Source organism: Sphingobacteriales bacterium, assembly GCA_016711285.1.
Classification (GTDB): Bacteria; Bacteroidota; Bacteroidia; order Chitinophagales; family UBA2359; genus JADJTG01.
The window spans coordinates 571,691-591,320 of sequence record JADJTG010000013.1; the positions used below are offsets into that span (position 1 = coordinate 571,691).

The window sequence follows — 19,630 nt, forward strand, 5'->3', positions numbered from 1 at the left end:
ATGCTTGTTTTTATTATTACTATTGGACAATAAATGAGCAATAGCCTTTGGTATAGTAAAAATTATTGCGGTTATTGGGAAATTCCACCGGTGTTTGGTGTTCGGCATCGCGGGCGTAGTAGCGGAAATAATACTGAACACCTGTTTCAAAATCAGCTCCGTTGAGTTGCACAACCCATACATAATAATCCCAATTAAATACGGCATCTACTACCCGCACCGGATTACTGAAATCATCGGGATTGGTAGATATTTTTAGTTTGTTGTATAAAATTTCCTCACTCGGTTTTTCATCATCAAATACAAACATGACCATATTAATAATTTGGTCGTTTTCCAGCACAAAAGGTTCATTTTCCTGTGGGCGGTTGTTGCTCACCAAATTGCCATTGAGGTCGTAGGCATCATAACCATAAATGCCGACATTTATATCAGGACGCACGGCTACATCGCCGTTTATGTCTTTAGCTCCGTTCAAAATCCATTCGTTGATATGGCGCATTTCGGTAGCATTGAGTGGGGGTGCGTAGCGCGGCATACGCCCGAGTACCTCATCATCGGTGAGCAGCCGCTCGTGCAGCCAACTTGCTGCCGTATCGTAAGGCACTACACGAAAGCGAAATTCATAATCACCGTTATTTTTTATCACCTCCTGATACACCAACGTATTATAGGTTGATTCTACAGTGCGGAAATCCGGCTCAAAAACGCCGCCATGACAACTCGGAATGGCGCATTTCGGCTGAAAAATCTGTTGGTGCAGGGCAGTAATATCGGAGGAGTCGAGCGAAGTGTAGGGTATTTGGCTACTATCCGAAGGCACTTGACTGATATTATTGAAAGGATTATCGGGATCGGGTGTTTCTTTTCCGCAGGATAAGGTCAATATCAATACCATTGCCGATATAAATGCTTGATAAAATTGATGATTTCTCATAATTGCAATTTTTTATTGGGTATAAAAGAAGCGCATCTTTGAGCGGAAAATATATTATTTGAACGCGGCATATAAAGGAGTGCCATTTAAAAATCCACCGGGAATATCTTGATAAAAACCCAAAATATGAGCAATAGTAGGCACAATATCAATACTTTCACCTTGTATGGCATTGATGATATTGTTTTGATACACTTTATCAGAAGGACCTGCTACCATACAAAATATTTCGTTGCTGCCATCATCGTCGCCGTGGTCAATGGCATAACGCCCATACTCATCAACGATAGAGTTGGCTTCCCAGTCTCTGCCGTGTTCGGGAGCAATGATTAAGATGGTGTCGTTTGCCATTTCGGGTATGGATTGAATGGTTTGCCAAAGATGTGCAGCGGCATAATCGGCTTTTTGGAGATTATTGCAATATTGCGAAAAATTTCGGTGGCACACATCAGTTTCGGTCATATTTACCACACAATTCCGCTTAAAAGTGCGCAACACCTCTTCGGCGAGCATTACATTATACATAGTCGCCATTCATTAAAGCATTTGGCAAGCCCCAGGATTCGTAATATTGCCCCGTCTTTCCTTTTTGAATAAGCTGGCTCAAAAAAGCTTCAATGCGGGTTTTATTTTCGGGCGTATTACTAAAATAAGTATCTGCGGCGATAGAAGAGGCGTTGAGGGGTTTTTCAAAGTTATTATTTAAAAAAGTGCGCAGTTTGTTGGTTTTCAGTTGTTCAGATGAAGAAAAAGTTTTGCATACATCAATAGCTTCGTAGTTGTACAGCACATAGTTGGGCGAAATGAAGTTGGCACCGAAACTACTGCCATAGTTGGCATCGCTGCTGTGGGCGAGTTTTTCGTTTTCGCCGATGCCGTTGGATACCCACCACGTTTGCAAAGCAGAGGTGGCGGGGCTGCTGTGTTTGCGATAGTATTCGAATAAAGTAGGGCGGCGGGTGTATTCGCTGAAACTAAAATCGGTTTCATTGACATAAGCTCCGGTCATTGCCACAGTATTGCCTTGGTAGTGCCCCGCCAAGGGGCTGTTGTAGCGAAAATTTTTAAACAAGGTTGCCTTTTGCTGAAGGGGCTGCGGGAGCAAAGTATTCAAGGGCTGCACAGCATCAACAATATCGGCGTTGATAGCTTCATTACCGGCGAGTAAATTGGGCATCAGATTGCCTTCGGCTTTTTGTACCGACTCTATATTTCGGATACCTCCGGCAAAGAGGCAAAACACCACATGGTTGGCGATGCGGCTGCCGGTGGCGGCAAATAACCTGCCCGTAGGCAAAATATAGGGAAACGCAAGCGCAGCAGTAGAAGCCAAAACGCTTTTTTTAACAAAATTACGGCGGTTCATACTTTATCAGTTTTTCTTTAATGTATTAAAAAAGCGATATTCTTCGGAGGTCAAAAAAGTATAATAAATAAGCGAAGGCGTAATATCGGCATCTTTGCCAATAGCATCGTTCCAGTACCATTTTTCCATTTCGGTGGGCTTGCGGTGATAAAATTTTTGATAAGTATTTTCTACAAAAACGGGAATATTGAGCCGCATCTCAAAATCGGAAGGCAAAGGAGCACTATCACGTTTCAGGAAATCGCGAATGAGCATATCCGTCACCAAATCTTTATCGCCGATAGCGGCGTAGGTAAAAGCGGTTTGTTGCAATTCGGCGTTGTCAATGGGCTTATCAAACAAATCCGAATAAGCCAGCGTGATAAATTCCAATTCTTTTTATAATTGTTTTTATCAATAGTGCTTAAAGACACTTGCTCTTTATTGACCTCATATACCACCAATTTTTCTTGTTGGCAGGCGGTAGCGAGCAGCACTACGGCAGTCATCAACGACAGCAATTTGTACGACAGAGGTTTCATATTCCGAGATATTCGTTGCTTAATAAAATAGTTTTCAGGAGGGCTTCGCGGTCGAGGTTGGATTGGTAGGATTGCAACAGGGCAGCAACTCTTCGTTGGCAGGCTCGCGAAATAAATACTTTTGGTATAAACTGCGCACTTGTCCTTCAAAATAGGCATCGGAGTTGAAAAATATTTGCAATAAATCTTCAAAAGAAGTTCCTGATTGCAAAAACAACACACTTTGATAGCCGAAAAACATAGATCCTCCGGCATCTGCTTCTTTCTCGGTGGCGAGTCGTTTCAAAAAATATTCAAAAACGCTGTTAATCCAGTCTTTTCCGAAGCCTTTGGAAAAAAAGAAAATACGCGTACTCACCAAGCGGCGGTGGAGTTCTATGATATTGATATTTCCTTTGGTGTAGTCGTCAAGGGCATCGCGGAGCAAATAGAGGTTGAAGTTCCTTTTGATTTTCAATGAGCACCTCCGACAAATCGGGGTTATTGATTTCAGATTCCACTTCCGCGATATGATAGGCAATTTCGTCGGCGGTGGCATTATTGAGGAGTTGGTTATTCTCTTGCCGATATTGCCACAAGCGATAATCGGGGTGAGCAAACAGCAAATCAATAACAGCTTCGCGGTCGGCAACAGAGCAGTTATTGCGGTTGAGTATTTCAAATACGGTGGTGTACTCTATGTCGCTGGGTTTTCTGCCCAAGAGCAGTAAAAATGTTTTTGAAATAAAATTATCTTTTATTTCATTGGATATAGTATAATCTTCAGGAGCATTGTTGTCGCCAACTACTGCTATTTCTGTTTTGGTGCAAGATAAAGTGAACAGCAATAGAGTGCCGCACAAAATAAGTATCAAATATTTACCCATAGTTATAATAAATTATGGTTTTTAAAAATACCCCAACATTAACTCAAAAAATAAAAAAATATTGCATATAAAAATCAAAAATTAATACATTAGTCTGTGAGTACAATATTAGCAATAATAACGATAACAGATACAAGATAAAATAAACTTTTTTTATTATTGTATAAATATAGACAGTAAAAAAAACAATAAGAGCATTTGTAATTGAGATTGGCTTATTGGGTGGGCTTAAAATGCTTGATATGTCGAGGTATTACAACAAAGTAACACTATTATGGGCGTTTTTTAAAACAGCCATCTTAACTTTGTATCGTTTTTATTTATCATCATCAAGTTACAAAAGCCGCTGATTAATTTTAAACAAAAACAGCTTTAAAAGTCTTGTATATTTATATTTTTTTGTAAGATTTATGCGTCCTCATCACAGAAAGCAACTCGGTTTTTTGCTCATTACTGCACTGATAATCATTGTTATTCAGGTATTGTTGGGAGCTATCACACGGCTCACCGGCTCCGGTTTGTCCATTACACGCTGGGATATTGTTACAGGCACACTGCCGCCGCTCAATACCACCGCCTGGAATGAGGCTTTTTTGCTGTATCAGCAATCGCCACAATACAAACTGCTCAACAGCACCATGAGCCTCGCCGACTTCAAATTTATATTTTTTTGGGAGTGGCTGCACCGTTTGTGGGGGCGCATCGGGTTTATGTTTTTGTTGGGCGTATTTTCTTTTTTTGCTGCCACCCGCCGCTTAGACCGTCAAAATACGCGGCGTTTTGTGTGGCTGTTGTTGTTGTATGCCGCACAAGGTTTATTGGGTTGGCTGATGGTAAAAAGCGGCTTGTCCGAAAATCCTTATGTAAGTCATTATCGCCTGACAGCGCATTTGCTGGCTGCTTTGTCGTTGTTTGCTTTTATGCTGTGGTGGGTGGTGGAATTGTTGCTGAACAATGACGATAAGTCGCAACAAAAAATAAATGCTCCTGCCCTGCGCCGCCTCGCTTGGGGGCTGAGTGCTTTGATACTGCTGCAAATTATTTTTGGCGGTTTTATGTCGGGGCTGAAAGCGGCGGGTTGGTATGCCACCTGGCCACAGATGAACGGACAATGGGTACGGATAATTTGTTGCGCGAAGACCTTTCTTTTTTCTCAAATTTTTGGCGAAAACCGCACCACCATTCAATTTACACACCGCATATTAGGATATTTAGTATTTATTGCTACGCTGTGGTATTATATAAAGGCACGTCACCTGCGCGGCAATGTGTATTTTGAAAAATGGATACATGCTTTACCTTTGATAGTGTTGGTACAGGTGTTGCTGGGCATTATTACTTTGCTCACGGCTTCCGGCGATCGTGTGTCGGTGCTGTGGGGGGTGCTGCATCAGGCGGGGGGGCTTACTTTGCTCAATATGATGTTGTTTTTAAATTTTCAATACCGCAACAAGCCACAATAAAATGATAAATATTTTATTTTCAATGATTTATACCACTGATTTTTATTGATATTTTCTCATTAGCCGTAATAATATTTGTGATATGCTTTGGAATATTGGGTCATTGCCTTTGCGTTCTGCCACAACTCCGCTTTGCTTGCAGGCTGCCACCTTGCGACAGGTTCCTGTCATTTTTGCCTTGGTGCAAGAAAACCGCGAGTATTTGCGCACTTGGCTGCCTTGGGTAGATGCCAACCAAAAACCCGCCGACACCTACCACTTTTTGAAATCCGCCCGCAACAGCACTTTATCTGCCGACCGAAAAGACATTTTTGAAATCCGCTACGAAAACCAATTGGTGGGTTTGATAGATTTACACGACTACAATCCTTCGCAACAATCGGTGGACATCGGGTACTGGTTGGCGGAGGCGTGGCAGGGCAGAGGAATTGTAAGTGATGCTTGTACTTTGCTCATCGGTTACGCTTTTAAAAAGGATAAAAACTTAGAAAAAGTATTCATTCGTTGTGCGCTGGGCAATCTGAAAAGTCGCCATGTGCCGGAGCGTTTGGGCTTTGAATACATCGGTTTTGATACAGAAAAACACATCATCAACGGCAGGGAGCATACGATGGCAGTATATTGTATGGAAAGAAAAAACTGGAAAAAAAACGATACACGATAGGTAAGTTTTGTTGCATTTATACACTTCAAGGTGTTTTTTTAATAAAATGCCTATTTTTTTTTTCAAGATAAAGCTCAATACTCAGGGGCAATAGGGAAAATAAATGCTGCCGGGGCTGGGGGCAAAATTCAAACCGCCGGTGATGCTGCCGCAGGCAATTTCGTCTAATCCGGCGGCTTCAAAAGCAGTAACACTTACCGTTTCGCTGTATCGTGAGCCAAATAATCCGTAGCCGTTGCTTACATTGGTATAGTTGGGTTTAAAGTCGCCACCGTTTAAGCTGGATTGTGCTGCCAAAGCAATATCCTGAAAATTTTTCACATTATTGGTAGCGGTGTACATCGTAAAATTCATCGCTTTCAGTTGGCGATACACCGCCTCATTAGGCTGCATACTAGCAGCGATATAATTCATAAAATCTTCGGTGGTCAGCTGAGTATATTGTCGGCGAGTGCCGCTGCTGGTAGCTGCCGGAAATTCCTCTTTTGCTGACTTTTGAACAAGACCCATTGCAAAGTATCGGTTTTTATCTGAGTAGGGTCGGCGATAAGTGTTTCGGAATACACAATATCGAGTATCAAATCATAAATAGCACCATTGTTAGCAGGGTTAAATTCAATTGCAATTTTGCGGTCGGGGTTGGTTCCTGTGGGTAGTGTAAGGTTGAGGCTGGTGCTCGTTTTGGGCTGATGAATAAGGTATCTGAAAGTCTGACCGGGTGTTTGCGGCACATACGCCAATGGCGTAACCGCCTCTATCAAATTGCCACCATCGGTAATAATTTTGAGTTTATAAGCGTGCGTACCCACCAAACTGTCAGCTCCGGCGGTGTTGGTTTTATACAAAAGAAAGGCTCATTGGCAAAAATACCCGCTTCTTTGCTCAAACCCTCATCGGCAGCATTTACTTTTTCAAAAGTATAAGTACGCACCACATTGCCCTGTACGGCAATGGAGCCGTCTTCTTCATTGACGGTATAATTGGCGTACTCTTCCAAAGAAACGAGCGCATTTTTAAAATACAAAGAATCGGGGATAGCTGCCACTTCCAAAGCACCCGTATTTTTGTCCAAAAACGCTTTATTGATACGAATATATTGTACGTCTTTGGTTTGGTCGAGCAAGCCATATACAATGGTGTTTTCCTGCCAGTCGGCATTGACATCAAAGTCAGTGGAGCAAGCCGAAAAATATAAAACAATGACAAAAGAGCAGATAAATGCTATATTTTTGTATATCATAAAGCCAAAGTTACAAGAAAAGCTACTATCTTTATCATTCATACTTGTTTTTTTAAAAAAAATGACGTTTTTATGACATCCTTTATAAAAAACAAAAAGACACAATATTTTTTTTGTACAACTCAAAAAAACACAATACAATGAACAAAAAATTATTATTTTTCCTTTTCATTTTTCCTGTTTCGCCATTTTTAATGTAGGCTGTAGCAAAGACGATGACGATAATACCGCTACTACTACGCTCAACAATCAACTGACAGCCAAAGTAAACGGAACGGCTTGGAGCAGCAATACCACCGGCTATTCGGTGAGCATCAGCACCACCGCCAAAACCGTGACCATACAAACAGAAGGAGCCAACGACACACAAATTTATTTATTGGCAAAAGAAAACACAGACGGCACACACAGTTTGTTGGCAGCCTCCTACACCGAGGGAGCGAGTGCCTGCACAGCTACTACACCCATCAGTGGCAGCATCAGCATCACGCGCAAAACCACCGGCAAAGATGTAGCGGGTACTTTTAATTTTTCGGCATCTTGCAGCAGCAGTACAGTGAATATCACAGAAGGAAAATTTGATTTTAAAAATTAAAATATCAACATTCAACAATATGTTGCAACCTATAAAATACTTCGGTATTTTATAGGTTTTTTTGTGGCGGAAAGTTTGAAAAAATCTGTAAAAAACAAAAAGCACGATTTGTAAAATAAATACAAACCGTGCCTTGTTCATCTGCCATTGAGAGGTCGGAAGCGGATTCGAACCGCTGTAGCAGCTTTTGCAGAGCTGAGCCTAGCCGCTCGGCCATCCGACCTTCTTCTTGATAGAAAAGTGGTACAAAGATAGTATGTTTTAATTATCTACAAAAAAATTTTTTTCTACCTCCACAAAACTTTGCGCCACCACACCCCCCAAAGGCGGGTTGAGTTTGGCGAGGCGCAGCCGAATTGATTGTACGGCGGGCAGTTCGCGGGCAACGGCTACCACAATGCGATGCGCCACCTGCTCAATCAAAAGCGACCTGATCCGCATTTCGCGGGCACAAATGCCATACAGCGACTCATAATTTACAGTATCGGCTAATACATCGCTGCCTGCATCGGCAATATCCGCAGAAACACAAATACTTACTTCAAACCAGTTGCCCAGTATTTGTTCTGCTTCATACACGCCATGATAAGCATAAAAACGCGCTTTTTCCAAACCGATGGAGTATTTCATAAATGCCGATAATGATAAAATCAAAGATAAAAAATTTCTAAAATGCCAAATTATAAAATAAACAGATAGCGTTATCAAAAATACTATAATAAAAAGGCAGGTTGCAAAATTATAAAAAGGCAAAAATAAAATGGCTTTGTTTTTGACAACGTAAGACATGTTTGTTTTTTATTATAAATACATAACAAATGTTATTTATTTTTGCAACATCTGAAGAATATTATTGTTGGGCATATAAATAAAATATATCACACACAACAACGATAAGTGCAGTTTTATTGGAGTAAAAATTTATTTTACGAAAATTTACGAGTCAATTAAATACATAGTTTATTCCTAAACAAATTACTGAACAAAAAAAGTATGATGCGTCATTTTTATTTTCTAGCAGCCTGTTGGATATTCCTGACGGCGACCGCCACTGCCAAAGATTGGGTAGCTGCGGGCAGCGATACACCGCAAAACGCCGACATTGAATTGCTTGCCACCGATGCCAACAGCAGCACACTCCAAGTGCATATAGGCGGTTTTTATTTGGAAGAAATACAAACACCGCAAGGCATACAATACAGCGTGAATATAGGAGAAGGTACTCCCATTCTGAAAAAAGGCTGTCCCGATTTGCCCAAACTCACCACCTCTTTGCTCATTCCCGACCTCGCCGATATGCAGGTAGAGGTATTGGGCAGTGCCTACATGGACTACGAAAACATCAGCATTGCCCCCTCCAAAGGAAATTTGCTGCGCACCCAAAATCCGGCAGAAGTGTCTTTGGAATACAACGAAATCGTATATCATACAGATGCGTTTTATCCGGCTGCAAATGCTGCTTTGCAAACACCCTACATTATGCGCGATTTTCGCGGACAAACCTTAGTCATTTATCCTTTTCAATATAATCCGCAAACCAAAACCCTGCGTGTTTATACCGACCTTACTTTGCAGATAAACAATATGGGCGGTATCGGCGAAAATCCTCTATATCGCAACAAAACATTCGCCGCTGAATACGAATACAACGAAATTTACAGCCGTCATTTTATTAATTATAAAAAAGACGACCGCTACACACCCGTAGGCGAAGACGGCGATATGCTCATCATTGCACACGACGAATATGCAGCAGCGATGCAACCCTTTATAGATTGGAAAACGCGCAGAGGTATTCGTACCGAATTGGTATTAATGAGCCAAATAGGTACAAATGCTAACCAACTGAAGACATTTGTACAAAATTATTACGATACACGCAATCTCACTTATTTGTTGTTGGTAGGCGATGCCGAACAAGTTCCTACTATTCTTACAGCCAACGGCGGCGAATCCGATGTGAGCTATGGCTATTTGGCAGGAAATGATCACTACCCCGAAATTTTTGTAGGGAGATTTTCGGCAGAAAATATACAACACGTACAAACACAAGTACAAAAAGTACTGGATTATGAAATTCACGCCACCGAAAACGATACTTTCTACAAAAGCGTTTGCTCTATTGCTTCGGCGGAGGGACCCGGCGATGATAATGAAATGGATTACGAACACGCCCGCAATATGGCGAATAAGTTACTAACTTATACCTATAATGAATCTATAGAAATGTACGATGGCACGCAGGGCGGCAACGATGCCCCCGGCAACCCCACGGCACAAATGGCGGTGAATGTATTGGAAGATGGAGCAGGTATTATTTTGTATGCCGGTCATGGCTGGGAAGAAGGCTGTTCCACCAGTGGAATATCGTCCAGCGAAGTGGAGAGCATGAGCAATGTAGGCAAATTGCCTTTCTTTTGGTCAGTGGCTTGCGTAAATGGTGATTTTAGCGGAAAAACCTGCTTTGCCGAAGCGTGGCTGCGTGCTACCAACGGCGGCAAGCCAAGCGGAGCCATCGCCACTTTGATGAGTACCATCAACCAATCGTGGAATCCGCCAATGGAAGGACAGGACGAAATGGTAAATATTTTGATAGAAAGCTACGAAAATAATAAAGTACGCTCTTTTGGAGCCATTTCGTACAATGGCTGTATGCAGATGAATGATGTGTATGGCGGCGGTGGCGATGAAATGACCGATGCTTGGACTTGCTTCGGCGACCCCTCTTTTATAGTACGCACGGATACTCCTTCGCCGATAGTGGCTTCGCACGATGCAGTGATGTTTTTGGGCAGTACTTCGTTCAGCGTGGTATGCGATGCCGAAGGCGCATTGGCGGTATTGACTTTGGGCAACCAGATTATCGGCAAAGCCAAAGTAGAAGGCGGCGTTGCCAATTTTACATTTGACCCGATTACCGATGTGAATACATTTGACATCACCATCACCGGATTTAACAAAATACCATATCAGGGCGAAGTAATGTCGATGGTAGCAGAAGGAGCTTTTGTTACCACCGAAAACAAAACCATAGTCGACCTCAGCGGCAACAACAACGGTGCGGCAGATTACAACGAAAGCATAAACCTACACTATACATTGACCAACTTGGGAGTTGCTGCTGCAACGGGCGTATCGGCAGTATTGAGCACCACCGATGAATACATCACCATCACTGACGACAACCACACTTGGGGCGATATAGCCCCGAAGCCGTAAGCCTTCAAAATGATGCTTTTGCTTTCACGGTAGATTATTTCGTTCCTGACCAACACACCGTTATTTTGATTTAACCGTTACCGACAGCGAAGGGCACATATGGGTATCGCACCCCACTTTGCAACTCAATGCACCCCAATTACAAATCCTTAATTTTACTGCCGAAGAAAAAAAGCGGCGATGGAGACGGAAAAATAGAAGCGGGTGAAATAATGACCGTTCATATCAACAACAACAACAAAGGACACGCGAATATGGGCAATGCCGTTGCCGCTATCAGCAGCGATGACAACTTCGTCATTATATCCCAAAACACCCAAGACATAGCAGCTTTAAATATAGAAACACCGAATCAAAGTTCTTTTGATGTTCAGATATTGCCCACCGTAGCCGAAAACGATATATTTCATTTTACTTATACTTTAGCTCAAAATGATGAATACGGACTTACAAAAGATTTTGAAATGCTCGTAAATATAAGAGCCGAAGATTTTGAAAGTGGCGATTATACAACTTACCCTTGGACGGTAGCTAATAATTATCCTTGGACAATTGATAATACTCAAAAATACGAAGGCACTTATTCGAGCAAATCGGGCAGCATTGATGACGGACAAAAAAAGCATATTGAAATTACAATGACGGCATCAGAAAACGGCATTATCAGCTTTTATAAAAAAGTATCTTCTGAACAGGATTGGGACTTTTTGAGATTTTTTATTGACGGGCAGGAGAAAGGTTCTTGGAGTGGCGAAGTGGATTGGTCGCAGGAGAACTATCCGGTAACGGCTGCTGAACATACATTTCGCTGGGAATACGAAAAAGACCCCTATTACAGTGCAGGTGAAGATGCAGCGTGGTTGGATTTTATTATTTTACCAAAATCAAATGATATAGTACAATGTGTTGCCGATGCGGGAACGCTCACTTTCAGCAATGCTACCATTATTGCCCAAAGCACACCCATACAAACAATAGGTATAGGATTTAATGCAGGCAATGTGCAAGTATATACTTTATTAGATGAACAAAACAACATTGTTGATTTCAATCTTTCCGGTCAATTTGAGGTGGCGGAGTTAGGTACTTATCATGTAGGCGTACTCAATTATCCGGCTACTGCCAATATTGAAAATCTTACCATAGGCGCATCTATCCAATCTGTTACGGCTTCTTGCTATGATTTATACATCAGCGAATACCTGATAGAAGTAGTACCCGATGAAGTAATAGGCATAGCGGAAGAAAAAGAAAATATACATTTACAACTTGCACCAAATCCCGCACAAGACTTTATTTATTTGACGTTTGCCAATAATAATATGCAGCAACAAAGCAAAGAGCAGTTTGTGGCTATATACGATGCACAAGGCAAGCAAGTAAAACAGCAAGCAATACTTATTGTGGCGGGCGGTATGCAACAAACGTTTACTATTGATATAGCGCATTTACCAAGCGGCATTTATACCTTGCAATTGCAAAATGATGCTGCAATTATAAAAGGCAGTGGCACTGTTTTTATCAAAAATTAAAACTGAACTTGTAAAAGATATTTTATCATACATCAGATTTTTTTATAAGTAGCGCAGGAAGCAATTCTTGCGCTACATTTTTTATCTGCCAACTCCAAATATATTTTTTGCGATTAAAATACGCCCCCAACACACAACTATAACTGTATTTTTTTCGTCTTGCTCTAAAAAAAACGTGTATGCAGCAGGAGCTATTTGTTCCACTTTCTATCCATCAAAAGGTATATGTTTTCTTATTGGCGGCTTTGTTGTTCGGTGTATATTATTCGCGGGCAGTTATTTCTATCGGTACGGTATTGATGTTTGTGTATGCGGTTTTGGAATAAGGGTACAATAACAGAAAAATTGAAGCGATTTTATAAGAACTGCACTTGGTTTTTTTTTTCGGGAATATTATTAGTATATATTGTATCGGGCTTATTGATTTCCGAAAATTTTGAAGCGGGTTTGGAGCAGGTGCGTATTCGCTTGCCTTTTTTGTTTATTCCTTTTGCCATATCCTTGCTGCCGCGCTTGCCGCTTCGTTATTTATACGGGCTTTTGGTGTGGTTTTTGGCGATTTCTTTAGTATCTACGCTTCCTGTTATTGTTTATTATATCCAGCATTATCAACATATCCACACTATTTATTCACAGGGCAGCATTATTCCTACCCCCATTGTATATGTACGATATAGTTGGTTTTTAAGCATCGCTTTTATGATCGCCGCTTATCTGGGCTATAAAAATATCAGGCTATGGAAAAAATTTCGCGGCGAAAGGTTGCTGTATGGGTTGGCGGCACTGTATTTATTCGTTTTTATACATTTTTTGGCGGTGCGAAGCGGTATTTTGGGCATATATGTGGTGCTACTGGCTCTATTGGGTTTGCTGCTTAGGCAATCCAACCCGCGCCCTTGGGCATTGGCGATGCTGATATTTTTGTTGATGACTCCTTTTTGCCGCATATTATTATATGCCCTCTTTCAAAAATAGAGTAAATTATTTGCGCTGGGATATGGAAATGTATCAGCAGCAGGATAAAGAGCATCGCTCTACGGATTATCGCCGCTTGGTATCGTTGGAGATAGGGTGGCGTTTGTTTGAAGAATATCCTTATTTGGGAACGGGAGCAGGCGATTATTGGGAGCAGGCGGTGGCGATATATAAAAGCGATTATGCACACATGAGCGAAAAAGACTGGCTTACGCCGCATAATCAACTGTTGTTGGAATTATCAGCTACGGGCATTGTTGGAGGAGTGGTATTTATGACGGCATTGTTGTATCCTTTGTTGTATGCCCGCCGCTATCGCCATTTTCTTTTTCTCACTTTTTACCTCATTTTATTTGCCAATTTTATCGGCGAAACCCCCATAGAATTACAGATAGGGCAGGCATTTTTTTTGGTATTATTAGTTATTTTGCAGCAAATCAATGATGAAGAAAATAATATTGCCTAAAAAAAGCGCATATTAAAATATTTCTTTCAACTGATGCGGCTCTATATGAATTAAAATATGTCCGAGGTTGGGCATTTCGCGGTGGAGGTGGTCTTTGAGCTGATGCGAAATATGATGTCCTTCGTGTACGCTGATGTCGCCATTGACGATGGCGTGCAAATCAACGTGGTATTTCATTCCTGCTTTTCGAATAAAACATTTTTCTGTACCCAACACACCCGCCACCTGCATAGATTTTTCTCTGATTTCGAGGATTAAATCATCATAAAGATGCTCGTCCATAATTTCGCCCAAAGCGGGTCGGAATATCAGAAAGCTGTTGTAAAAAATAAACGCCGCCGCCAACAACGCCGCCCAATCATCGGCAGCTTCGTAGCCTTTGCCGCCAACAATGGCAATTAATATGCCGCCAAAGGCAGTAACAGAAGTGATGGCATCGCTGCGATGATGCCAAGCATCGGCTTTGAGGGAAGAGCTATGTGTTTGGCGGCTTTTTCGGATAACGATTTGAAACGAAATTTCTTTCCAAATAATAATAAGAGCCAATACCCAGAGTGTCCATGTTTTTGGAATCTCGTGTGGGGTTTGTATGTGTTGAATACTTTCGTAAGCGATAACAGTGGCAGATATCATCAAAAACGCCACCACAATAAATGTAATAATACCATCTATAAAACAGATATAGTCCAATATTTGCGAATGGATTTTTTATTAATTTTGAGCTATAAAAAAAATATATGTCTTTTCCTAAAATTATTCAAATCAAAGAAACAATCAAAGAACTCAAAGTTTTACAAAGGCGTAGTATTCCACTTATTGCAAAAAGAATAAATATTCTTATTGTGTTAAAAAAGCATGAGCATACCGGAATTTCAAAAAGAGAAGTTTCAAATTTAACAGGAATAAATCATAACACAGTATTAAAATGGAGAAATATTTATGCAAAAGAAGGCATAGAAGCGTTTTTAAAGCATGGAAGAATTGGTTTTAAACCTTCCATTATAAAGGACAATGAACGAGAGCAATTAGAAAAAATATTGACCAATCCCAGCAATGGAATTGTAGGTTATACAGAACTACTAAACTGGGTAAATACTGAATTACACAAAGATATGAAGTATATTACTTTGGTAAAATATGTACAACGAAACTTTAATACCAAAATAAAAGTTGCCCGAAAAAGCCATGTCAAAAAAGATGAAAAGGCAGTGGAGGCTTTTAAAAAAACTTCCATCAAAAGTGTATAAACCTTTTATTTTCAGTAAGTTTTCCATACAAAACAGTGAATCTATATTTTCAAGATGAATCAAGATTTGGAATGTTTACAAGAAATGGGAAAATACTTACTTCAAAAGGAATAAAACCTATCTGTCCTTACCATCAAGTTTTTAAATCTACCTATCTTTTTGGCTCATTTTCCCCTTTGGATGGGGATAATTTCTTGATGGAAATGTCTTTATGCAATGCACAAACTTTTCAAGTTTATTTGAATGAATTATCAAAACATAGACCATCGGAATATAAAATTTTAGTCTTAGATAATGCTGCCTTTCACAAGGCTAAAAAACTAAATATTCCAGAAAATATAGGAATGATTTTTCTTCCTCCATACTCGCCGGAACTTAATCCTGCAGAAAAAGTATGGTGGAAATTTAAACGATCATTTACAAATATTTTATGCAGTTCTTTAAATCAAGTCAGTGATTTTATTACAAAAACTTGTCAAAATCTAACTTCAAATGAGATTAAGAATATATGCAGTTTTGACTATGTTTTTCAATATTTTGATTGGACTATTTAGTACATATATTTGGTATAAGCGGCTCAATTCTTCCGTGTCCGTAGGGGTGATTTTGGTCGGCGGGTTTTTGGGCGTAGCTAAGTCCCCACCACACCAAAAGAGAAGCAAAAATATCGGTAGTAGATTCAATGGCATCTGCAATAAGGGCGTAGGAGTTGCCAAAAATACCGGATAACGCTTTAACAATAGCCAAGCTTATATTGCCAAAAATACTAAAATAAGTGGTTTTGATGGCAATTTGCTCGGGATTACTATTCATATCATTACAAATACTCGTGCGTTTGCACATTCAAGCAAACAAAAAAAAGCATATATTTTTATTTGAAGTATTGTGAAAAAACACAACACAAACGAACATTTGAAAATATTTTCAAATGAGAATCAAGTTTTTCTTTTATCTTATCCTAAGAGCGATGCTCATTGATATTTCGCTTGATAATATTGATATGTTGTTGCGAGAGGCATTTTTTAGGCAGTGAAGTTTTGATAAATTCACGAAAATGTTTTTCGCGTTCGTATTTTTCCATACAACGCGGACAAGCTGATAAATTTTTCAAAAACATGGTTTGTTGCATTGGGCTGCAATCACCATCTAACAAGCGATAGACATTGTCCATACACTCATTACAATCGTGTTCAATTCTATTTTTCATTATAATCATCATTGTTGTTTATATCATAACCTAATTTCTGAGCATATTCTTGCAGTTTTTCTTTCATCATATTGCGGGCGCGGTGCAAGCGCGAGCGAATAGTGCCGATAGGAATATCAATAATTTTAGCCATTTCTTCGTAAGTAAAACCTTCCACATCGCAGAGCAGCACTACGGTTCTGAAATCAATCGGCAAAGAATTGAGTGCGCTCATTACTTCATCGCCCAACATACCCTGAAATATTTCTTCGCGCAAGTCATAATAGCCAATGAAGTTGGTATTTTCATCGGAATCATGATAGCTGCTGATATCCTCCAACTCCACCTGCATCGGGCGTTTAGAGCGTTTGCGGTAATCGTTGATGAAAGCATTTTTGAGAATTTTAAACAGCCATGCTTTAGCATTAGAGCCTTGCGTATATGAATTAGCAAAGCGATAAGCCTTTAAGAAGGTTTCCTGTACTAAATCCTGCGCATCATCTTCATCATAAGTAAGATGAAAAGCAAAATTATACAAAGCATCGGCGTGAGGTAAAAACTCACGTTCAAAAATAATGCTTTGCATGGCTTCTTCAGTATTACGCGCTTTATCCATGAATTGATTGGGTTCGTGAATACGCCCTACCTTATCTATATTTCCTTGTTGCATAAAAATAATAAATCAATCAAAAATATATCAATATAGAGCGAATCCACTATTTTAGAGTAGCAGAAAGACCGCTAATATCGTTATATTATGAATATAAAAATGATTGTTTTTAAAAAAAAGTTCCTAAATATTGATTAATTCACAAAAAACAATGCCAAAAAGTATATATATCGAACACCATCTCTTGAAAAGGTGTGGATAGATAGGGGGCTATATTTCGGTGATTTGAAAACTTACAGTGTAATTTTGAGGTATTTTGGGCAATGAAATCCAATGGTATTGCTCATGAATTTGGGAGCAGTCTCCGTTTTTACGGGCATAGATATTATAGATATAACGGCGACTTTTTACATCGGCTTTTACTTCGTATTCGTAAAAAACGGAGCAGGCGGCAAGGCGTGCGCTGTGCCAGCAGGCTTCGTTCTTCAAAGGAAATATCAGGAACTTTGAGATATGCCAAAGGAAGGTAATCGCAAGCTATGCTATTGTATGCCTGCCGGAGCAACGTATTCATTTCTGTATCGTTTTGAGCGATATAAGAGGCTTCGTTAAAAGCTAAACAGGCGGGCAGGCTAATGATTTCAACACCTTCAATATCAATATAATCATACTGCTTGCACGACCAAGCACAACACAACAGCACACACACAATCAGATAGCGCAATGTTATCATTATTTATCAAAGTATAAAAAAATATATTTAAAATCCAATATTAACGCCGCCTCTGAAAATAAGCGGAGTGCTGTATATGCTGTTTTGATTATGTAGTACATCGTAGAGCACTTCGAGTACAAAATACGACCTGCCGGCCAGTCGTTGCTGCACGATAGCACCTATGGGCAGGCGGGTTTGTGAGCGGAAAAACTATAATTGGAATTGGCGATAGATTCTTTATAAAAAGTTGTTGAATTTCGGCGTGCAAAGAAAACTGCCTGAAAACGCGGTAACGAGCAAAGCACCGGGTCCCCAGAGGTTGTATTTATAGACTAATGAACTGCGCCCATCTCTGAAATAATTATAGGCAAAAGAAGCACCCGCCGAAAAACGGTTGGTGAAATGATAGCCCACCAAGGGCGAAAGGGAAACATTGGTGACATTACCAAACTGTACGCCCAAGCCGCCGCCCGTAAATACACGCTGCCAACTGAATTTGCCGTTATCACCGAAGTCATCGGGAACATCATCATTGGCAGTACCGGAATTATTTCGCGGCAAATTGGGGTTGTATTGCGCTTGCACCGCCAACTGCGTCATTATTAACAGAATGGCTACCAGAAAAATTTTTCATATTTTTTTTAAAAAACTTAAAAGCTGTTGCTTATTGCAATAAAAAATAAGATAAAGTGTATTGAAAAAAAAATGGCTGAATAAATAATTTATACAGACGCACTTATCCGACAAAACGTTGGTCGGCTTCCATAACATGACCGCAATTTTTGCAGGTGCGCAAATCCAAAGAGCCGTAAAAATGTCGAAAAACGGGTAAAAAATCTTTTTCTATATTGCTGAGTTTAAAATAGGCTTCGTAGAGTTTATGGTTACATTTTTCGCAAAACCATAGCAATCCGTCCATTGCTTCGGAGTGGAGGCGTTTGCGCTCTACTACCAAACCGATAGAGCCTTCGGAGCGACTGGGCGAATGAGGCACGCGGGCGGGCAGCAGCATCATGTCGCCGGCTTGGAGCGTAAGGGGCACTGCCTTTCCGTTTTCCTGAATAGTGACGGTAATATTACCTTCGAGTTGATAGAAGAGTTCTTCGGTTTCGTTGTAATGAAAATCTTTTCGTGCATTGGGACCGCCACCACCATTACAATATAATCTTCGGCATCGTGATACAAATTGCGATTGCCAACGGGAGGTTTCAGTTCGTGCCGATGCTTTTCTATCCATTCGTTTAAATTAAAAGGACGTGTAGCCATACAAAAATTAAGGATTATGTTTTTTTAAAAAAAAATAAAAGTACAACATTTTGCGCACACACAACAAGCACTCTGCAATATTTAACACAACTATTGTTGTGTACCACCGTAAAATTATTTGATTGATATAAATAGAAAAATTTTACGGCAGAAAAAATTTAAGAACAAAAGTACAATTTATAAAAGAGATAAGAGTATATCAAAAAGGCTCTCTCACTGATTCCTTTCAGCAAGAGAGCCTCTAAAAGTAGTGTTTGAATAAGACAAACGCTGTTTTTCTTTTTAAAAAAAACAGTATTAATCTATAAGCTCATCATAGGTAGTGGCGGCTTTTTCGCGCGTGCCGGCTACAGTGCTATTGATGCGTTTTGCGGCATTTTCAACAAAATCTTCGGCAGATTCGCGCAATTCACTCATTTTTTGAGCTCCTTTTTCTTTCAGTTCATTGAGCTTTATGCCCTGACGTTCAGCGCGTGTTTGCAGTTCGTCCTGTAAGTCTTCAGCCAAGCGTTTCAGTTTTTTGCGAGTTTTAGCTCCTTTTTCAGGTGCTATCAATAACGCAATACCAGTTCCCAAAGCCAAACCAACAACTAAATATCCTAATCTTTTCATGATTTTTAATTAATTTTTTGTTTTTATAAAATATGATTGTATAACGTCACTGATAAAAAAAATGTTTCAGGTATTTCAAAAAATGATGTAAATATATGTTAAAAAAGCCTTCATCTTTTTTTGATTTGAAAAAGATGAAGGCTTTATAAA

The 19,630-nt window shown here is 40.0% G+C and carries 27 protein-coding genes, 1 tRNA gene and 2 pseudogenes; 11 read left to right on the forward strand and 19 right to left on the reverse strand.

The features are described from left to right. Positions 1 to 19 precede the first annotated feature (19 nt). The 4 genes from IPL35_11860 to IPL35_11875 are packed head-to-tail and all read right to left on the reverse strand — an operon-like array spanning position 20 to position 2,675. Positions 20 to 937, reverse strand: coding sequence for a hypothetical protein (locus IPL35_11860; GenBank protein ID MBK8444058.1), 918 nt, complete (start codon positions 935 to 937; stop codon positions 20 to 22). A gap of 54 nt (positions 938 to 991) precedes the next feature. Next, positions 992 to 1,471, reverse strand: a complete 480-nt coding sequence (locus IPL35_11865; GenBank protein MBK8444059.1) for a hypothetical protein — start codon at positions 1,469 to 1,471, stop codon at positions 992 to 994. Next, positions 1,455 to 2,303: a hypothetical protein gene (locus IPL35_11870; protein ID MBK8444060.1), complete on the reverse strand. Its 849-nt coding sequence runs from the start codon at positions 2,301 to 2,303 to the stop codon at positions 1,455 to 1,457. The genes IPL35_11865 and IPL35_11870 overlap by 17 nt, the downstream gene beginning before the upstream one ends. Positions 2,304 to 2,309: 6 nt before the next feature. Continuing rightward, positions 2,310 to 2,675, reverse strand: a complete 366-nt coding sequence (locus IPL35_11875) for a hypothetical protein (GenBank protein MBK8444061.1) — start codon at positions 2,673 to 2,675, stop codon at positions 2,310 to 2,312. A 27-nt stretch (positions 2,676 to 2,702) separates the two neighbouring features. Here IPL35_11875 and IPL35_11880 point away from each other — a divergent pair, with 27 nt between their 5' ends. Continuing rightward, complete coding sequence (locus tag IPL35_11880; protein MBK8444062.1) at positions 2,703 to 2,855, forward strand: hypothetical protein; 153 nt, start codon at positions 2,703 to 2,705, stop codon at positions 2,853 to 2,855. Positions 2,856 to 2,858: 3 nt separating this feature from the next. On the opposite strand, the gene IPL35_11885 is transcribed toward IPL35_11880, so the two are convergent. Together IPL35_11885 and IPL35_11890 are read right to left on the reverse strand one after the other, a co-directional pair. Beyond that, positions 2,859 to 3,251: a hypothetical protein gene (locus IPL35_11885; protein MBK8444063.1), complete on the reverse strand. Its 393-nt coding sequence runs from the start codon at positions 3,249 to 3,251 to the stop codon at positions 2,859 to 2,861. Continuing rightward, positions 3,232 to 3,690 (reverse strand): hypothetical protein, encoded by a 459-nt coding sequence (locus tag IPL35_11890; protein ID MBK8444064.1) that lies wholly within the window; start codon positions 3,688 to 3,690, stop codon positions 3,232 to 3,234. Before IPL35_11890 ends, IPL35_11885 begins: the two co-directional genes overlap by 20 nt. Before the next feature lie 410 nt (positions 3,691 to 4,100). On the opposite strand from IPL35_11890, the gene IPL35_11895 reads away from it, so the two are divergent. Both IPL35_11895 and IPL35_11900 read left to right on the forward strand, forming a co-directional pair. Further along, positions 4,101 to 5,153 (forward strand): COX15/CtaA family protein, encoded by a 1,053-nt coding sequence (locus IPL35_11895; GenBank protein ID MBK8444065.1) that lies wholly within the window; start codon positions 4,101 to 4,103, stop codon positions 5,151 to 5,153. 82 nt (positions 5,154 to 5,235) lie between these two features. Then, the gene (locus tag IPL35_11900) at positions 5,236 to 5,817 is read left to right on the forward strand and encodes a GNAT family N-acetyltransferase (protein MBK8444066.1); all 582 of its coding nucleotides are present in this window, start codon (positions 5,236 to 5,238) and stop codon (positions 5,815 to 5,817) included. Between the two features lie 81 nt (positions 5,818 to 5,898). On the opposite strand, the gene IPL35_11905 is transcribed toward IPL35_11900, so the two are convergent. Genes IPL35_11905 through IPL35_11915 form a run of 3 tightly spaced genes read right to left on the reverse strand, consistent with a single transcriptional unit; the run spans position 5,899 to position 7,099 of the window. Next, on the reverse strand, positions 5,899 to 6,327 hold the full coding sequence (locus tag IPL35_11905; GenBank protein ID MBK8444067.1) for a hypothetical protein: 429 nt from the start codon (positions 6,325 to 6,327) through the stop codon (positions 5,899 to 5,901). Next, on the reverse strand, positions 6,246 to 6,629 hold the full coding sequence (locus IPL35_11910) for a hypothetical protein (protein ID MBK8444068.1): 384 nt from the start codon (positions 6,627 to 6,629) through the stop codon (positions 6,246 to 6,248). The genes IPL35_11905 and IPL35_11910 overlap by 82 nt, the downstream gene beginning before the upstream one ends. After that, positions 6,575 to 7,099: a hypothetical protein gene (locus IPL35_11915; GenBank protein ID MBK8444069.1), complete on the reverse strand. Its 525-nt coding sequence runs from the start codon at positions 7,097 to 7,099 to the stop codon at positions 6,575 to 6,577. Before IPL35_11915 ends, IPL35_11910 begins: the two co-directional genes overlap by 55 nt. Positions 7,100 to 7,364: 265 nt before the next feature. Here IPL35_11915 and IPL35_11920 point away from each other — a divergent pair, with 265 nt between their 5' ends. Continuing rightward, entirely contained in the window at positions 7,365 to 7,652 is a 288-nt protein-coding gene (locus tag IPL35_11920) for a hypothetical protein (protein ID MBK8444070.1), read from the forward strand. A gap of 152 nt (positions 7,653 to 7,804) precedes the next feature. Here IPL35_11920 and IPL35_11925 read toward each other — a convergent pair. Next, positions 7,805 to 7,875: transfer RNA gene (locus IPL35_11925), tRNA-Cys, on the reverse strand. A 38-nt stretch (positions 7,876 to 7,913) separates the two neighbouring features. Next, the gene (folB, locus tag IPL35_11930; protein ID MBK8444071.1) at positions 7,914 to 8,282 is read right to left on the reverse strand and encodes a dihydroneopterin aldolase; all 369 of its coding nucleotides are present in this window, start codon (positions 8,280 to 8,282) and stop codon (positions 7,914 to 7,916) included. A gap of 363 nt (positions 8,283 to 8,645) precedes the next feature. Between folB and IPL35_11935 the strand changes: the two genes are divergently transcribed. From IPL35_11935 to IPL35_11955, 5 genes are all read left to right on the forward strand, one after another. After that, complete coding sequence (locus IPL35_11935; protein ID MBK8444072.1) at positions 8,646 to 10,871, forward strand: hypothetical protein; 2,226 nt, start codon at positions 8,646 to 8,648, stop codon at positions 10,869 to 10,871. 128 nt (positions 10,872 to 10,999) lie between these two features. Beyond that, positions 11,000 to 12,403, forward strand: a complete 1,404-nt coding sequence (locus tag IPL35_11940; GenBank protein MBK8444073.1) for a T9SS type A sorting domain-containing protein — start codon at positions 11,000 to 11,002, stop codon at positions 12,401 to 12,403. Positions 12,404 to 12,582: 179 nt separating this feature from the next. Continuing rightward, positions 12,583 to 12,729 (forward strand): hypothetical protein, encoded by a 147-nt coding sequence (locus IPL35_11945; protein ID MBK8444074.1) that lies wholly within the window; start codon positions 12,583 to 12,585, stop codon positions 12,727 to 12,729. A gap of 19 nt (positions 12,730 to 12,748) precedes the next feature. Further along, positions 12,749 to 13,378, forward strand: a complete 630-nt coding sequence (locus IPL35_11950; protein ID MBK8444075.1) for a hypothetical protein — start codon at positions 12,749 to 12,751, stop codon at positions 13,376 to 13,378. Continuing rightward, on the forward strand, positions 13,359 to 13,844 hold the full coding sequence (locus IPL35_11955; GenBank protein ID MBK8444076.1) for an O-antigen ligase family protein: 486 nt from the start codon (positions 13,359 to 13,361) through the stop codon (positions 13,842 to 13,844). Before IPL35_11950 ends, IPL35_11955 begins: the two co-directional genes overlap by 20 nt. A 12-nt stretch (positions 13,845 to 13,856) precedes the next feature. On the opposite strand, the gene IPL35_11960 is transcribed toward IPL35_11955, so the two are convergent. Further along, on the reverse strand, positions 13,857 to 14,477 hold the full coding sequence (locus IPL35_11960; protein ID MBK8444077.1) for a cation diffusion facilitator family transporter: 621 nt from the start codon (positions 14,475 to 14,477) through the stop codon (positions 13,857 to 13,859). Between the two features lie 104 nt (positions 14,478 to 14,581). On the opposite strand from IPL35_11960, the gene IPL35_11965 reads away from it, so the two are divergent. Both IPL35_11965 and IPL35_11970 read left to right on the forward strand, forming a co-directional pair. Then, a complete protein-coding gene (locus IPL35_11965) occupies positions 14,582 to 15,091 on the forward strand; it encodes a helix-turn-helix domain-containing protein (GenBank protein ID MBK8444078.1) in 510 nt (169 codons plus the stop codon). 35 nt (positions 15,092 to 15,126) lie between these two features. Then, positions 15,127 to 15,645, forward strand: coding sequence for an IS630 family transposase (locus tag IPL35_11970; protein MBK8444079.1), 519 nt, complete (start codon positions 15,127 to 15,129; stop codon positions 15,643 to 15,645). A 13-nt stretch (positions 15,646 to 15,658) separates the two neighbouring features. Here the strand turns inward: IPL35_11970 and IPL35_11975 are convergent. The 7 genes and pseudogenes from IPL35_11975 to IPL35_12005 all read right to left on the reverse strand — a co-directional run bounded on the left by IPL35_11975 (position 15,659) and on the right by IPL35_12005 (position 19,480). Next, positions 15,659 to 15,904: pseudogene (locus IPL35_11975) on the reverse strand (cation transporter). Between the two features lie 145 nt (positions 15,905 to 16,049). Then, positions 16,050 to 16,298: a hypothetical protein gene (locus tag IPL35_11980; GenBank protein ID MBK8444080.1), complete on the reverse strand. Its 249-nt coding sequence runs from the start codon at positions 16,296 to 16,298 to the stop codon at positions 16,050 to 16,052. After that, positions 16,288 to 16,947, reverse strand: coding sequence for a sigma-70 family RNA polymerase sigma factor (locus IPL35_11985; GenBank protein ID MBK8444081.1), 660 nt, complete (start codon positions 16,945 to 16,947; stop codon positions 16,288 to 16,290). The genes IPL35_11980 and IPL35_11985 overlap by 11 nt, the downstream gene beginning before the upstream one ends. 325 nt (positions 16,948 to 17,272) lie before the next feature. Beyond that, entirely contained in the window at positions 17,273 to 17,620 is a 348-nt protein-coding gene (locus IPL35_11990) for a hypothetical protein (GenBank protein ID MBK8444082.1), read from the reverse strand. 219 nt (positions 17,621 to 17,839) lie between these two features. Beyond that, on the reverse strand, positions 17,840 to 18,202 hold the full coding sequence (locus tag IPL35_11995; GenBank protein ID MBK8444083.1) for a hypothetical protein: 363 nt from the start codon (positions 18,200 to 18,202) through the stop codon (positions 17,840 to 17,842). Between the two features lie 136 nt (positions 18,203 to 18,338). Next, positions 18,339 to 18,868 (reverse strand): annotated as a pseudogene (locus tag IPL35_12000) (3-hydroxyanthranilate 3,4-dioxygenase). 297 nt (positions 18,869 to 19,165) lie between these two features. Continuing rightward, positions 19,166 to 19,480, reverse strand: a complete 315-nt coding sequence (locus IPL35_12005) for a YtxH domain-containing protein (protein ID MBK8444084.1) — start codon at positions 19,478 to 19,480, stop codon at positions 19,166 to 19,168. Positions 19,481 to 19,630: the final 150 nt, after the last annotated feature.